General features: G+C 61.8%; 12 protein-coding genes. 6 read left to right on the top strand and 6 right to left on the bottom strand.

The window, feature by feature from the left end:
* The first annotated feature begins 261 nt into the window (after positions 1 to 261).
* The gene (locus IZ6_RS06770; RefSeq protein ID WP_222877235.1) at positions 262 to 1,257 is read left to right on the top strand and encodes an AAA family ATPase; all 996 of its coding nucleotides are present in this window, start codon (positions 262 to 264) and stop codon (positions 1,255 to 1,257) included.
* A gap of 3 nt (positions 1,258 to 1,260) precedes the next feature.
* Here the strand turns inward: IZ6_RS06770 and IZ6_RS06765 are convergent, their stop codons facing one another.
* Positions 1,261 to 2,166 (bottom strand): AraC family transcriptional regulator, encoded by a 906-nt coding sequence (locus IZ6_RS06765; protein ID WP_225874030.1) that lies wholly within the window; start codon positions 2,164 to 2,166, stop codon positions 1,261 to 1,263.
* A gap of 244 nt (positions 2,167 to 2,410) precedes the next feature.
* Here IZ6_RS06765 and IZ6_RS06760 point away from each other — a divergent pair, with 244 nt between their 5' ends.
* On the top strand, positions 2,411 to 3,145 hold the full coding sequence (locus IZ6_RS06760; RefSeq protein WP_222877234.1) for an SDR family oxidoreductase: 735 nt from the start codon (positions 2,411 to 2,413) through the stop codon (positions 3,143 to 3,145).
* Between the two features lie 96 nt (positions 3,146 to 3,241).
* Entirely contained in the window at positions 3,242 to 3,976 is a 735-nt protein-coding gene (locus IZ6_RS06755) for an SDR family oxidoreductase (protein ID WP_222877233.1), read from the top strand.
* A gap of 79 nt (positions 3,977 to 4,055) precedes the next feature.
* Here the strand turns inward: IZ6_RS06755 and ldtR are convergent, their stop codons facing one another.
* Positions 4,056 to 4,568 (bottom strand): transcriptional regulator LdtR, encoded by a 513-nt coding sequence (gene ldtR / locus IZ6_RS06750; protein ID WP_222877232.1) that lies wholly within the window; start codon positions 4,566 to 4,568, stop codon positions 4,056 to 4,058.
* A 196-nt stretch (positions 4,569 to 4,764) separates the two neighbouring features.
* Positions 4,765 to 5,181 carry a DUF6163 family protein gene (locus IZ6_RS06745; RefSeq protein ID WP_222877231.1) on the bottom strand — a complete coding sequence of 139 codons (417 nt, stop codon included), beginning with the start codon at positions 5,179 to 5,181 and terminating at the stop codon, positions 4,765 to 4,767.
* Positions 5,182 to 5,313: 132 nt separating this feature from the next.
* On the opposite strand from IZ6_RS06745, the gene hemB reads away from it, so the two are divergent.
* A complete protein-coding gene (gene hemB, locus IZ6_RS06740) occupies positions 5,314 to 6,375 on the top strand; it encodes a porphobilinogen synthase (protein WP_222877230.1) in 1,062 nt (353 codons plus the stop codon).
* Here the strand turns inward: hemB and rfbC are convergent, their stop codons facing one another.
* Positions 6,376 to 6,933, bottom strand: a complete 558-nt coding sequence (gene rfbC / locus IZ6_RS06735; protein ID WP_222877229.1) for a dTDP-4-dehydrorhamnose 3,5-epimerase — start codon at positions 6,931 to 6,933, stop codon at positions 6,376 to 6,378.
* Entirely contained in the window at positions 6,930 to 7,685 is a 756-nt protein-coding gene (locus IZ6_RS06730) for a glycosyltransferase family 2 protein (protein WP_222877228.1), read from the bottom strand. Before IZ6_RS06730 ends, rfbC begins: the two co-directional genes overlap by 4 nt.
* A 118-nt stretch (positions 7,686 to 7,803) precedes the next feature.
* Here IZ6_RS06730 and IZ6_RS06725 point away from each other — a divergent pair, with 118 nt between their 5' ends.
* Together IZ6_RS06725 and IZ6_RS06720 are read left to right on the top strand one after the other, a co-directional pair.
* Positions 7,804 to 9,051: a threonine ammonia-lyase gene (locus tag IZ6_RS06725; protein ID WP_222877227.1), complete on the top strand. Its 1,248-nt coding sequence runs from the start codon at positions 7,804 to 7,806 to the stop codon at positions 9,049 to 9,051.
* Positions 9,052 to 9,061: 10 nt separating this feature from the next.
* Entirely contained in the window at positions 9,062 to 10,210 is a 1,149-nt protein-coding gene (locus IZ6_RS06720) for an aminotransferase (RefSeq protein ID WP_222877226.1), read from the top strand.
* Here IZ6_RS06720 and IZ6_RS06715 read toward each other — a convergent pair.
* Positions 10,207 to 12,324: a heavy metal translocating P-type ATPase gene (locus tag IZ6_RS06715; RefSeq protein WP_222877225.1), complete on the bottom strand. Its 2,118-nt coding sequence runs from the start codon at positions 12,322 to 12,324 to the stop codon at positions 10,207 to 10,209. The genes IZ6_RS06720 and IZ6_RS06715 overlap by 4 nt on opposite strands.
* Positions 12,325 to 12,332: the final 8 nt, after the last annotated feature.

Here is a 12,332-nt window from a genome sequence, read left to right as displayed (position 1 = left end):
CAAAGATTCGCTGAGAATTGAGCATGCTAGCGAACCGCGCGAGCGATTCGGGGCGCCGCGATTTTTCTCCAAAAATATTTTTCTCACCTGTGCATCGCCACGCGGTTTGAGCGAGCCGCCATAATTTCCGTCCGGAGGGGGTGCATACACAGCGGGAACAAGAGGTAAATGGGGCGTCCCGAGGGGTCCGGACCCAAGCCCTTCCAGCCTCTTGGCCTGTTCGTGTCGGGGGGGCTATACAGCCCGCCAGAGGGTTTTGTTTTGAAGACTTGGCTTTCGACCGACGTCCCCCCGGCGGATAACCGCTACTGGATCGCAGACGGGGACGAAATCTGGAAGGATCCGTCCGGCCGCACGCCGGAGGATCAGCGCATGGCTGCGCTGAAGGCCTATCCCGATCCGCCGCCGGCGGAAGCAGCGCTGCCGATCCGTGCGCCCGCGCCGCCGCCGACCTTCGACGAAATCTTCGCGCAGCTGCAGACGCTGGTCGGCCTCGACAGTGTGAAGGCCGATCTCACCGCGCTCTACGACGCCGCCTATTCAATTGCCGAGATCACGCGCGCCGGCGGCACGGTCGAGGAAATGCCGACGCTGCATATGGCGTTCCTGGGTAATCCCGGCACCGGCAAGACAACCGTTGCGCGTCTGTGCGGCGCGATGTTCCGCCAGATGGGTTTTCTGCGCAGCGACGCCTTCGTCGAAGTCGACCGCGGCTCACTCGTCGGCTCTTATATCGGCAAGACGGAAGAGAACCTCAAAGCCAAGGTCGCCAGCGCGATCGACGGCGTTCTGTTCATCGACGAAGCGCACGCGCTCTTCAAGAAAGAGAGTCCGCGCGATTTCGGCGGCGATGCCGTCAATCTTCTCGTCAAGGCGATGGAAGACAACCGCCAGCGTCTTGTCGTCATCCTCGCCGGTTATTCCGACGAAATGCATGAATTCCTGGATTCGAATTCGGGCCTGCGCTCGCGCATCGGCCGCATCGTCGAATTTCCGGATTACAACACCGAGGATCTCATAAAGGTCTTCCAGCAGTTCGCCGGTAAGACAGGCTGGGTGCTCGACGAGAGCGGCATGGAAGCGCTGACCAAAACGGTCAAAACGCTGCACGAGACGCGCGACCGGCATTTCGGCAATGCGCGCGAAATGCGCCGCCTGCTCGATCGCGTCCGCGAGCGCCATGGCCGGCGCCTGCGCACCGAAGGCGCCGCCGATCCGCGCATCATCACCGGCAGCGATATTCCCGAAAAACTCTGAGCGTCAGTTCAGGCCCAGAAGTTCCGGCGGCATGCTCTTCATGCGCGCGATGTCGCGCACCGGCGGAAGCCCAAAGGTGCGCGCATATTCGCGCGAGAACTGAGACGGGCTGTCATAGCCGACGCGGTGCCCCGCCGTCGCCGCATCCGCAGCATTGATCAAGAGAAGACGCCGCGCTTCCTGAAGGCGAAGCTGTTTCTGATATTGCAGCGGGCTCATCGCCGTCACCGCCTTGAAATGCGCGTGCAGTGCCGAGGCGCTCATTCGCGCTTCCGCCGCAACGGACTCGATGGAAAACGGTTCGCGGTAGTTCTTCTTGATCCAGCCGATGGCGCGGTTGACCTGCTGCACTTTGCTTTCGGCGACCGCTATCTGTTTCAGCCGCTCGCCCTGCTCTCCGAGAAGAAGCCGGTAGAGGATTTCGCGTTCAGCCAGAGGCGCGAGAACCGGAATGTCCTTCGGCTGGCCGAGCAGTTTCACAAGACGCACGAAAGCGTCGACGAGTTCAGGCGTCACCGTCGAGAGCTGAAGACTCTGGCTGACGGAGGCATTCGGGGCCGCGCCAGTGCCCGCCTCCAGCATCAGCTGGCCGAGCAAGGTCGGATCGAGATCGAGCCGGACGCAGAGATAAGGCTTGTCGGCGGACGCTTGCGTGACATGCGCCACGATCGGCGCGTCGACGGCGACAACGAGATATTTCGCCGGGTCGTATTCGAAGAGCTGCGGGCCAAGCATCACCTGCTTGCGCCCCTGGGCGATCAGGCAGACCGCCGGCACATGCAGCGCATGCAGCGGCTCGGTCACCGTCGAGGAGCGGATGAGGTGAAGGCGCGGGATCGCCGTTGGGTGCATCCCCTCGGCGCTGGAATATTGTTCAACCATCTTTGCCAGCTCGATATGCGTATCCACAACGCGTCTCCTTAATCGAGCCCTCACTATAGTGCTGGAATTGCTAGATGGAAGGCGCTTCTCGAAGCGCAAAGAGCTTTAGGCAAGCGCCGGAGAGGATCGTGCAAGCCCCTGCCCGATGATCCGAAACTTCGTAGTTTTGTGCAATTTGCCGGGAGTCCTGCTCTACCGTCTTTAGGCCCGCATGCACCAGTTTCTCCTCATGCCGGACGCAAACAGCGCCGGGCCGAACAGGAGAAAGCCAATGTCCAGCCTAAAGGGAAAAACCATCCTCATCACCGGCGCCTCGAGCGGCATCGGCGAAGCCGCCTCTCTCGAACTCGCTGAGCGCGGTGCCAATGTCGTTCTCGGCGCACGCCGCACCGACCGTCTCGAAAAGCTCGCCGCCGATATCAATGCGAAGGGCGGCTCCGCCCGCTTCCGCGCGCTCGATGTCACGAGCTTTGAGGACACGCAGGCCTTCGCCGATTTTGCAAAGAAGGAATTCGGCGGCGTCGATGTCATCGTCAACAATGCCGGTGTCATGCCGCTCTCGGTCATGACGGATTTGAAGGTGGACGACTGGAACCGGATGATCGACGTCAATATCCGCGGCGTGCTGCACGGCATCGCCGCCGTCCTGCCCGGCATGAAAGCCGCCGGCAAAGGCCAGGTCATCAATGTCGCGTCCATCGCCGCGCATAATGTGTATCCGACCTGCGCGGTCTACAGCGCCACGAAATATGCGGTCTGGGCCATCTCCGAAGGGCTTCGCCAGGAAAACTCGGATATCCGCGTGACCGTCATCTCGCCCGGCGTTGTCGCGACCGAACTCGGCCATGATATTCCCGGCGCCGAGACGCAGCAGGCCCTGACCGAATGGCGCAAGAACTCGCTGACACCGGACGCGATCGCCCGCGCCATCGCTTATGCGGTCGAACAGCCCGAGGGCGTGGACGTCAATGAGATCGTTGTCCGTCCGACGGTAAGCGCGTTCTGATTTGAATCGATTGCGGGCGCCGCCAGGGCGCCCGCACCTTTCTTTAGAGTGCCGCCACCCCATGTTTCCGGCACCAGCATTCGCAGGAATTCATCCATGACCACTTCGAAAACCGCCATCGTCACCGGCGCCTCGCGCGGCATCGGCGCCGCCATCGCCGAGCGCCTTGCCCGCGAAGGCTTTGCCGTCGTCATCAACTATGCCGGCAACACCGCGGCTGCCGAAGAGACGAAATCGAGGATCGAATCCGCCGGCGGCAAAGCCGCACTTGCGAAAGGCGACGTCGCCGATCCGAAAGCGGTGAAGGCGATGTTCGATGTCGCGGAAAAGGAATTCGGCGGCGTCGATGTCCTCGTCAACAATGCCGGCATCTTCAAGCCCGCTTCGATCAAGGATTCGACGGATGAGCTGTTCGACAGCCATTTTGCGATCAATGTAAAGGGCACGTTCAATGCGCTGCGGGAAGCGGCAACGCGTATCCGCTCCGGCGGCCGCGTGGTCAATTTCTCGACCAGCGTTGTCGGCACAAAGCTTGAGAATTACGGCGTCTATGCCGCAACGAAAGCCGCCGTCGAAACCATGACGGCGATCTTCTCGAAAGAGCTGCGCGGCAAGAACATCACCGTCAACGCCATCGCCCCCGGGCCGACCGCGACCGATCTGTTCCTCGACGGCAAATCTCAGGAGCTGATCGAGCGTCTCGCGAAAGCCTCACCCATGGAGCGGCTCGGCACGCCGGACGATATCGCCGCCGCCGTCTCCTTCCTTGTCAGCACGGATGGCGGCTGGATCAACGGCCAGACCATCCGCGCCAATGGCGGGCTCGTTTAAAAACCAAAAGGGCGCGTCCTTCCCGACGCGCCCTTCCGGCTTCTCTCAAACATCCCTGCGGAGGGATTTCAGAATTTAATTACAGGCGATAGCGGATCTGGTCGGTCCAGAAGCGCTCAAGGCGGACGAGCGCCTTGTTGATCACCTGGAAGTCGCCGGAATTGATGCCGCCGACCTGTTCGATCGACTTCACGTGCTTGGCGTAAAGCTGATCGACGATCTCGTGGACCTCGCGGCCCTTCTCCGTCAGGCTGATGCGCACCGACCGGCGGTCCATGCGCGAACGCTGGTGATGGAGGAAGCCGGCTTCAACCAGCTTCTTGAGATTGTAGGAAACGTTCGAACCCAGGTAGTAACCGCGCGTGCGCAGCTCACCGGCCGTCAGTTCGGCGTCGCCGATATTGTAGAGCAGAAGAGCCTGGACGCTGTTCACATCGGCGCGTCCGCGGCGATCGAACTCGTCCTTGATGACGTCGAGCAGGCGGCGATGCAGCCGCTCCACCAGCGTCAGGGCCTCCAGATAAAGCGGGCGGACGTCCTCGGCCTTCGCCGTGGCTTCGCTTCCCGCAAATGCGTGAGCAGTTTTCGACATCGTTACGCCTCACCCTCTGATTTCACGGCACGCCTTTACGGTCTTTGCCGGTGTTTGAACGAAATCTAGGGGTCACGGATAAAAATGCGCTTAAAAGCCAAGGCTAAATTTGTATTTATTTCTTGTACTGAATAACTGGTAAACGCTACTCGGCAGCGACTAGACTCAGTACTGGAAGATGAACAACTGACGAAATCTATTCGTCTGCTACTTTTGCGACCTTCCAGGTCAAGAATATATACCCGATAATTGCAGCGAACTCGAAGCCGATCAGCGGCCACATCTCGCCGAATATTTCCGGGAAGCCGATGCTGATGGCGATCTGACTGACGGCCGCTAGTAACCAGATGACCGCGCCCCAGGAAGACGTCAGCCACAGGCCGACCCCGGCCACCGGGTCCAGAACAGCAAAGTAGATATTGCCGGTCAGATATTCGGCGGTGATCGGCCCGTCGCCCGGATGGATCAAAAGTCCCCAATGGACCAGGCCCTTGGCGATCTGAAACAGGGCCAGGACCCTAAAGAAAAGGACAAGGTTCTGCGTCCAGTCGGTAACGGGGCGGTCTTCGCCGGTGACGGGCATTGGCGGCTTGGGGCGCAGGAGATGAAGCATAGATGAGGCTTAGGGGCGGCATCCGGCCCCGTCAACGCAGATGGGTAACCAAGACCAGGCAGGCTGGAGGCAACCCGGGTGCGGCAAAGCCGGGCTGTCTGGAAGGGCTCCAATATGCTAGCCAAGGGTATCATGCACGACACCGTCGGCCGCTTTCCAAAGCCCAACGATCCCAACGCCGAAGCCGCGCCCCGGACGCGCACGGCAACGCCCGATCTTGCCCAGCGGCCGCGCCGCAACCGCAAGGCCGAATGGTCGCGCCGCCTGGTGCGCGAGAACCATGTCACGGCCTCCGATCTCATCTGGCCGCTCTTCCTGATCGAGGGCGAGCGCCACCGCGAACCCATCGGCGCGATGCCCGGCGTCGAGCGCCTGTCGGTCGATGAAGCGGTCGGCGAAGCCGAACGCGCCGCAAGCCTCGGCGTGCCGGCGATCGCGCTCTTTCCCTATACCGATCCGATGCTGCGCGATGCGCGCGGCTCGGAAGCCCAGAACCCCGAAAACCTCGTCTGCCGGGCGCTGCGCGCGATCAAGCGCGCCGTGCCGGAAATCGGGCTGATGTCGGATGTCGCGCTCGATCCCTATACGAGCCACGGCCATGACGGCCTGCTCGACGGCGCGGAAGTCATCAACGACGCCACGGTCGATGTTCTCGTCCGCCAGGCGCTGCTGCATGCCCAGGCCGGCGCCGATATGGTCGCGCCCTCCGACATGATGGACGGCCGCGTCGGCGCGATCCGCAAGGCGCTCGATGCTGCAGGGCGGACAGATGTGCAGATCGTGGCCTATGCCGCGAAATATGCCTCGGCCTTTTACGGCCCGTTCCGCGACGCCATCGGCACCAATGCCGTGCTCGTCGGCGACAAGCGCACTTATCAGATGGACCCGTCGAACACCGACGAGGCGCTGCTCGAAGCCGGGCTCGATCTCGCCGAAGGCGCCGACATGCTGATCGTGAAGCCCGGCATGCCCTATCTCGACGTGCTGTGGCGCGTGAAGGAAGCGTTCCAGCGTCCGACGATCGCCTATCAGGTGTCGGGCGAATACGCGATGATCGAGGCCGCCGCCCAGAACGGCTGGATCGACCATGACCGCGCGATGATGGAAAGCCTGACCGCCTTCAAGCGCGCCGGCGCCGATGCCGTCATCACCTATTACGCGGCGACCGTCGCGGAGAAGCTGAAAAAGGGCTGATCAGCGGAACGGCGAGACGAGGTCCTTGAGCTTCGTTCCGCGCCTGTCCTTGTCGGACAATATGGGCTCCGCGCCATCGAGCGGCCACGGCGCGCCGACATCCGGATCGTCCCACGCCACAACGCCATCGCTTGCCGGCCAGTAATAATCCGACACTTTGTTCAGCACATGCGTGTTCGGCTCGAGCGTCATAAAGCCATGCGCAAATCCCGCCGGCAGCCAGAGCTGACATCCGTTCTCGGCGGACAGAACCGCCTCGACGAATTTGCCATAGGTCGGCGAGTTGGCGCGGACATCGAGCGCAAAGTCGATAATCGCGCCCTGCAGCACGCGTACCAGCTTGCCCTGCGCTTTCGGCGGCCCCTGATAATGAAATCCGCGTATCGTCTTGGCTTCACGCGAAAACAGATGATTGTCCTGGACGAAAACAATGTCCGTTCCCGACGCCTTCTGGAATATGTCGAGGCGAAAGCTTTCGGCGAAGAACCCGCGATTGTCAGCGAACCGTTCGGGCGTGAACAGAACCACATCTGGAATATCGAGCGGCGTGACCTTCATGCTTTGGTCTTTCTTTGCTTCAGGTTCTTGAACGCAAAATCTACCAAACTTTCACGGGCTTTGACGTCGGCGGCCAGCAGCGCAAGGCGCTCATGTTCGCGTCTGCGCTGAGCGATGGACATATGTGAGCGGAAATAGTCCGGCACCTTCAGCGCGTGAACTTCATTGCACGTACGGATCGTTATGTCTGGAAGGCGAAGAAACTTTTTCCACATGAATGCATCGGAGGCGATGCCCTGAGGCGCCGGGGACCAGCCCTCCGGAAGCCTTCGGTAGGTCTCCATCCTGTAGCCCGTAACGGTCGGACCGAAGAGACATTTTGAGGTTTCGAGAATGCGCTGCGCCTCTCCCTCCTCGAGCGACGCCATCACCATATTGGGGACGAGACCCGGCAGGATGCGCATTTCGAGAAAATGCCCGAACTCGACCTCCGCGAGCAGGCTGGACATCGCGGCAAGATGGGTCGGCAGCCATATATCGTCGTCGCCGATCTGCGCGACGTATGTGCCTTCGGCCTCCTGTAGGACGGTATGACGATGCGCCTCCCCATTGCGCTCGCCTTTCGGGAAGGCCCGCACCTTAATCCGCGGATCTTGGGCGGAATAACTTTCCGCTGCGGCAACCGTTTCCGGCGGCGCTCCATCACACACAATAAACAGCTCCCAGTCCGTTAGGGTCTGGGAGAGAACGCTGTCGACCGCGAAAGGAAGAAGCGCGGGCGGGCGGTAGACCGGGCACAGGATCGAGAACAATGGCATAGGGATTCTCTAGCCTAGTGCATTCAAAATGACACTCTTTCACCGGCGATGCTCCCTGCCTTTGGATGCCCCCTCCCTTTAGGTGAGAAGATTGAGCTAAACTGCGATTCCCATGTCCAAACTCCCCGTCACCCTCGCCGACATCCATGCCGCCGCCAAAGATCTCGACGGCGAGGTTTTCCGCACCCCGATGCTGCCGGCCCCCAAATTGTCGGCGCTGACCGGCGCCGAGGTCTGGGTGAAGTATGAAAACATGCAGGTGACGAACAGCTTCAAGGACCGCGGCGCCTTCATGAAGCTTGCCAGCCTTGACGATGCGGCGCGCAAAACAGGCGTCGTCACCATGTCGGCGGGCAATCATGCGCAGGCCGTCGCCTATCACGCGCAGCGTCTTGGCATTCCGGCGACCATCGTCATGCCCGAGCAGACGCCGCAGGTGAAAGTGCGCTCGACCGAAGCCTTCGGCGCAAAGGTCGTCCTCGACGGCGAGACTTTGGCGGAATCGCAGATCCGCGCCGAATCCCTGGTGAAGGACGAAGGCCTCACCCTCATTCATCCGTACGACGATCCGAAGGTGATCGCCGGCCAGGGCACGGTCGGCGTCGAAATGCTGGCCGATGCGCCGGAGCTCGACATCATCGTCGTGCCGATCGGCGGCGGCGGTCTCATCTCCGGCATCGCGATTGCCGCGAAGGGCCTGAAGCCGACCATCGAAATTATTGGAGTCGAGAGCCAGCTCTATCCGTCGATGATCAACGCCATGACCGGCAAAGAGCGGCCCAAAGGCGGCCCGACGCTCGCGGAAGGCATTGCCGTCAAGAATGTCGGTACGCTGACGCTTCCCGTCGTGCGCGGCCTTGTCTCGGAAATCCTCACCGTCGGCGAAGCCGATTTCGAGCGCGCCGTAAATGCATTCGCGACCCATCAAAAAACGATGGCCGAAGGCGCGGGCGCCGCGGGCCTTGCCGCGATGCTGGCTTATCCCGAACGCTTCAAAAACAGGAAGGTCGGCATCGTTCTGTGCGGCGGCAATATCGATCCGCGCATTCTGGCCTCGATCATGGTGCGCGAGCTTGAGCGCGAAAGCCGCATCGCTGCCTTCCGCTTCACCATCAACGATCAGCCCGGCGTCCTCGGCAAGATCGCAACGCGGCTCGGAGAACTCGGCGCCAATATTCTCGAAGTCAGCCATGGGCGTCTTTACCTCGACGTCCCGGCCAAAGGCGCAACGCTTGATGTGACCGTGGAAACGCGTGACCGCAATCACGCCGAGCTGATCTATCAGGAACTCTGCAAATTCGACGGCATCCCCTGCCGCCGCATCGATGCGCTTGGGCATCAGCCCGTTAGTGCGAAATAACGCGCGTGAAATGAACTCGCTGTTTTCGAACCTGCCGACAACGATCTTCGAGGTCATGTCGGTGCTCGCGCGCGAAACCGGTGCGATCAATCTCGGCCAGGGCTTTCCCGACGGGCCGGGCCCGGAAGACATACGCCGCAAAGCGGCGGAGGCCGTCCTCGACGGCTATAATCAATATCCGCCGATGATGGGCCTTGCCGAATTGCGCACCGCCGTCGCCACGCACTATGCGCACTGGCACGACGTAACCCTCGATGCCGAGCGCGAAGTGATGATCACCTCCGGCGCGACGGAAGCGATTGCAGGCGCGATCCTTGCGCTGGTGGAGCCGGGCGATGAAGTCGTCCTCTTCCAGCCGCTGTATGACGCCTATCTGCCGCTGGTGAAACTCGCGGGCGGCATTCCGAAACTTGTGCGGCTCGAGCCGCCGCATTGGCGCTTCGATGAAGAAATGCTGGCGCGCGCCTTCTCGGACAAGACGCGCGTCGTCGTCTTCAACAATCCGCTGAACCCGACCGCGACCGTCTTTCCGCGCGAGGATCTCGAACTCCTCGCCCGCTATTGCAAGAAATTCGACGCAGTCGCTGTCTGCGATGAAGTCTGGGAACACGTCACTTTCGACGGCCGCCAGCATATTCCGCTGATCGCCCTCCCCGGTATGCGCGAGCGCACGGTAAAGATCGGCTCGGCCGGAAAGATCTTTTCTCTCACCGGGTGGAAAGTCGGCTTTGTCTGCGCCGCACCGCATCTGATGAAGGCGCTGTCGAAAGCCCATCAGTTTCTGACCTTCACGACACCGCCCAATCTGCAGACGGCGGTGGCCTATGGCCTCGGCAAGGAAGATGCGTTTTTCGAGGAGATGCGCGCTGACCTTCAGCGCTCGCGCGACAGGCTCGCAGACGGGCTTCGCTCCATCGGCCTGCCACCGCTCGAAAGTCAGGGCACCTATTTTCTGAACGTCGACCTCGCCCCGCTCGGGTTGAACGTGAAGGACGAGGATTTCTGCAAGACGCTGGTGCATGAACGCGGCGTTGCGCTCATTCCCGTCTCGGCCTTCTATGCGGAAAATCCCGTGACGAGCGTTGTCCGTGTCTGCTTTTCAAAAAAAGACACCGTGCTCGATGCCGCGATCGAGAAACTGTCGGGTCTCGTGCGCTAGCGCTTCGGCACTCCCCTCCAGTTCAGCAGCCGCATCGCATTTGCCGTCACCAGCACCGTCGCACCGGTATCGGCCAGAATGGCCATCCAGAGACTCGTTGCGCCGATCAGCGTCGTGACAAGGAAGATCGCCTTCAGCCCGAGCGCCGCGCCGATATTCTGGCGGATATTGCCGAGCGTTGCGCGCGAGAGGTCAACGAGATCGACAACGCCTGACACATTGTTCTGCAGCAGCGCCGCGTCCGCCGTTTCCAGCGCGACATCCGTCCCACCGCCCATCGCGACGCCGACGGAAGCTGCAGCCAATGCCGGCGCGTCATTGATCCCGTCGCCGATCATCGCGACACCGCCGTCGCGTTTCAGCGCTTCGATGCGTTTCAGCTTGTCGTGCGGCAGAAGCTCGGCTTCCACATCAAGGGCGAGAGCCGAAGCAATGGCTTTGCCCGTGCGCGCATTATCGCCGGTCAGCATCAGCGGACGGATGCCGCGCGCCCGCAAGTTCAGTATCGCTTCGCGCGCATCGGCCCGCGGCTCATCGCGCATGGCAATAATGCCTTCGACTGTCTTTCCGGCCGAGACGACGACGACCGTCTTGCCTTCGTCCTCCAGCGTCCGGATTCTTGTGGCGACCTCTTCTGGCAGAGATGAAGTTTCCGCTGCATGACGCGGCGAACCGACCAAGACGAATCCATCGGTCAGCCGCGCCGTCGCGCCTTTGCCGGCGATGGCCGACGCGCCGAAACCGGTTGGAATTTTGACGCCCTTCTCCTCGGCCGCCACCAGAATGGCCTTGGCGAGCGGATGGCTCGAACCTTTCTCGACCGCCGCAGCCCGCGCCAGCACCTCATCTTCGCTTTTGCCGAAAGCGATCAGATCGGTGACGCGCGGCCTCCCCGCCGTCAGCGTTCCGGTCTTGTCGAAGGCGATGGTTTTCACGCGGCTCAGCGTTTCGAGCGGAAGCCCGCCTTTGATCAGAAGGCCGCGCCGCGCGCCCGCCGAAAGTCCCGAAGCGATGGCGGCCGGCGTCGAGATGACCAGCGCGCACGGGCACGCGATGAGCAGCAGAGCAAGGCCGCGATAAATCCAGGTGTGCCAGTCTTCGTCCAGGAAGAGCGGCGGAATGACGATAACAAGCGCCGCCGCCGCCATGGCGTCCGGCGTGTACCAGGCGCTGAAGCGGTCGATAAAACGCGCGATCGAGGCTTTCGAGGCCTGCGCCTCTTCAACGAGATGAACGATGCGCGAAATCGTGTTGTCTTCGGCGGTGTGCGTGACTCGCACGATCAGAACGCCCGTCGTGTTGATGCTGCCGGCATGAACCTCCGCACCGATGGATTTCGCAACGGGCACGGACTCGCCGGTGATCGGCGACTGATCGAGTTCGGATGCGCCTTCGACAATCGCCCCGTCCGACGCCACACGATCTCCCGGCCGCACGACGATGATGTCGCCCACGGCCAGCTGATCGGCCGCGACTTCCTTGTCCTGCCCGTCCGCCCGGCGGATCGCGGTGCGCGGCACAAGATCGATGAGCGCCTGAATTCCGGCGCGCGCTTTGCCCGCCGCGACATTTTCCAGAACTTCGCCGACCGCAAAGAGGAAGACGACGACCGCCGCCTCTTCCGCCTCGCCGATCAGCACCGCGCCGATGGCGGCGACGACCATCAGAAGTTCGATGGAGAAGGGAGAGCCGGAAACGGCCAGCACCGCGGCGCGGCGGCCGAAGGGCACGATCCCGGCAAGCGCGGCGATAATGTAGAAAATATCGGCATAGTCCGGAGCGACATGCGAGGCGATGAAGGCGATGGCGAGGATGACGCCGATAGCGATGGCGAGCTTGGCTTTCGGCTTTGCCCACCACGCGGTCTTCTCATCCGCTTTGGGCTTGCGCGCGCCTGCATTCTCTTCGCGGTGCGGCGTATATCCCAGCGAGCGGATTTTCTCTTCCACATCGCTGAGGGCCGAGCCGGCATAGCGGAAGTTTAGCTTCTCGGCGGCGTAATTGAGCTGCACATCGGCCACGCCCTCGATGCGGACGAGCGCGTTCTCGATCTTCGCCGCGCAGCTCGCGCAATCCATGCCCTCGACGCGATACCGCAACCTGTCCGACGCCATTTTGTCCT

The sequence above is a fragment of the Terrihabitans soli genome (genome assembly GCF_014191545.1).
GTDB classification, from domain to species: Bacteria; Pseudomonadota; Alphaproteobacteria; order Rhizobiales; family Methylopilaceae; genus Flaviflagellibacter; species Flaviflagellibacter soli.
This window is presented reverse-complemented; position numbering and strand designations above follow the sequence as displayed.

Excerpts from the sequence above, each read along its gene's own strand:
- ldtR (WP_222877232.1), bottom strand. The coding sequence starts at position 4,568 with ATGTCGAAAACTGCTCACGCATTTGCGGGAAGCGAAGCCACGGCGAAG.
- hemB (WP_222877230.1), top strand. The coding sequence starts at position 5,314 with ATGCACGACACCGTCGGCCGCTTTCCAAAGCCCAACGATCCCAACGCC.
- IZ6_RS06745 (WP_222877231.1), bottom strand. The coding sequence starts at position 5,181 with ATGCTTCATCTCCTGCGCCCCAAGCCGCCAATGCCCGTCACCGGCGAA.
- IZ6_RS06755 (WP_222877233.1), top strand. The coding sequence starts at position 3,242 with ATGACCACTTCGAAAACCGCCATCGTCACCGGCGCCTCGCGCGGCATC.
- IZ6_RS06720 (WP_222877226.1), top strand. The coding sequence starts at position 9,062 with ATGAACTCGCTGTTTTCGAACCTGCCGACAACGATCTTCGAGGTCATG.
- IZ6_RS06760 (WP_222877234.1), top strand. The coding sequence starts at position 2,411 with ATGTCCAGCCTAAAGGGAAAAACCATCCTCATCACCGGCGCCTCGAGC.
- rfbC (WP_222877229.1), bottom strand. The coding sequence starts at position 6,933 with ATGAAGGTCACGCCGCTCGATATTCCAGATGTGGTTCTGTTCACGCCC.
- IZ6_RS06715 (WP_222877225.1), bottom strand. The coding sequence starts at position 12,324 with ATGGCGTCGGACAGGTTGCGGTATCGCGTCGAGGGCATGGATTGCGCG.
- IZ6_RS06725 (WP_222877227.1), top strand. The coding sequence starts at position 7,804 with ATGTCCAAACTCCCCGTCACCCTCGCCGACATCCATGCCGCCGCCAAA.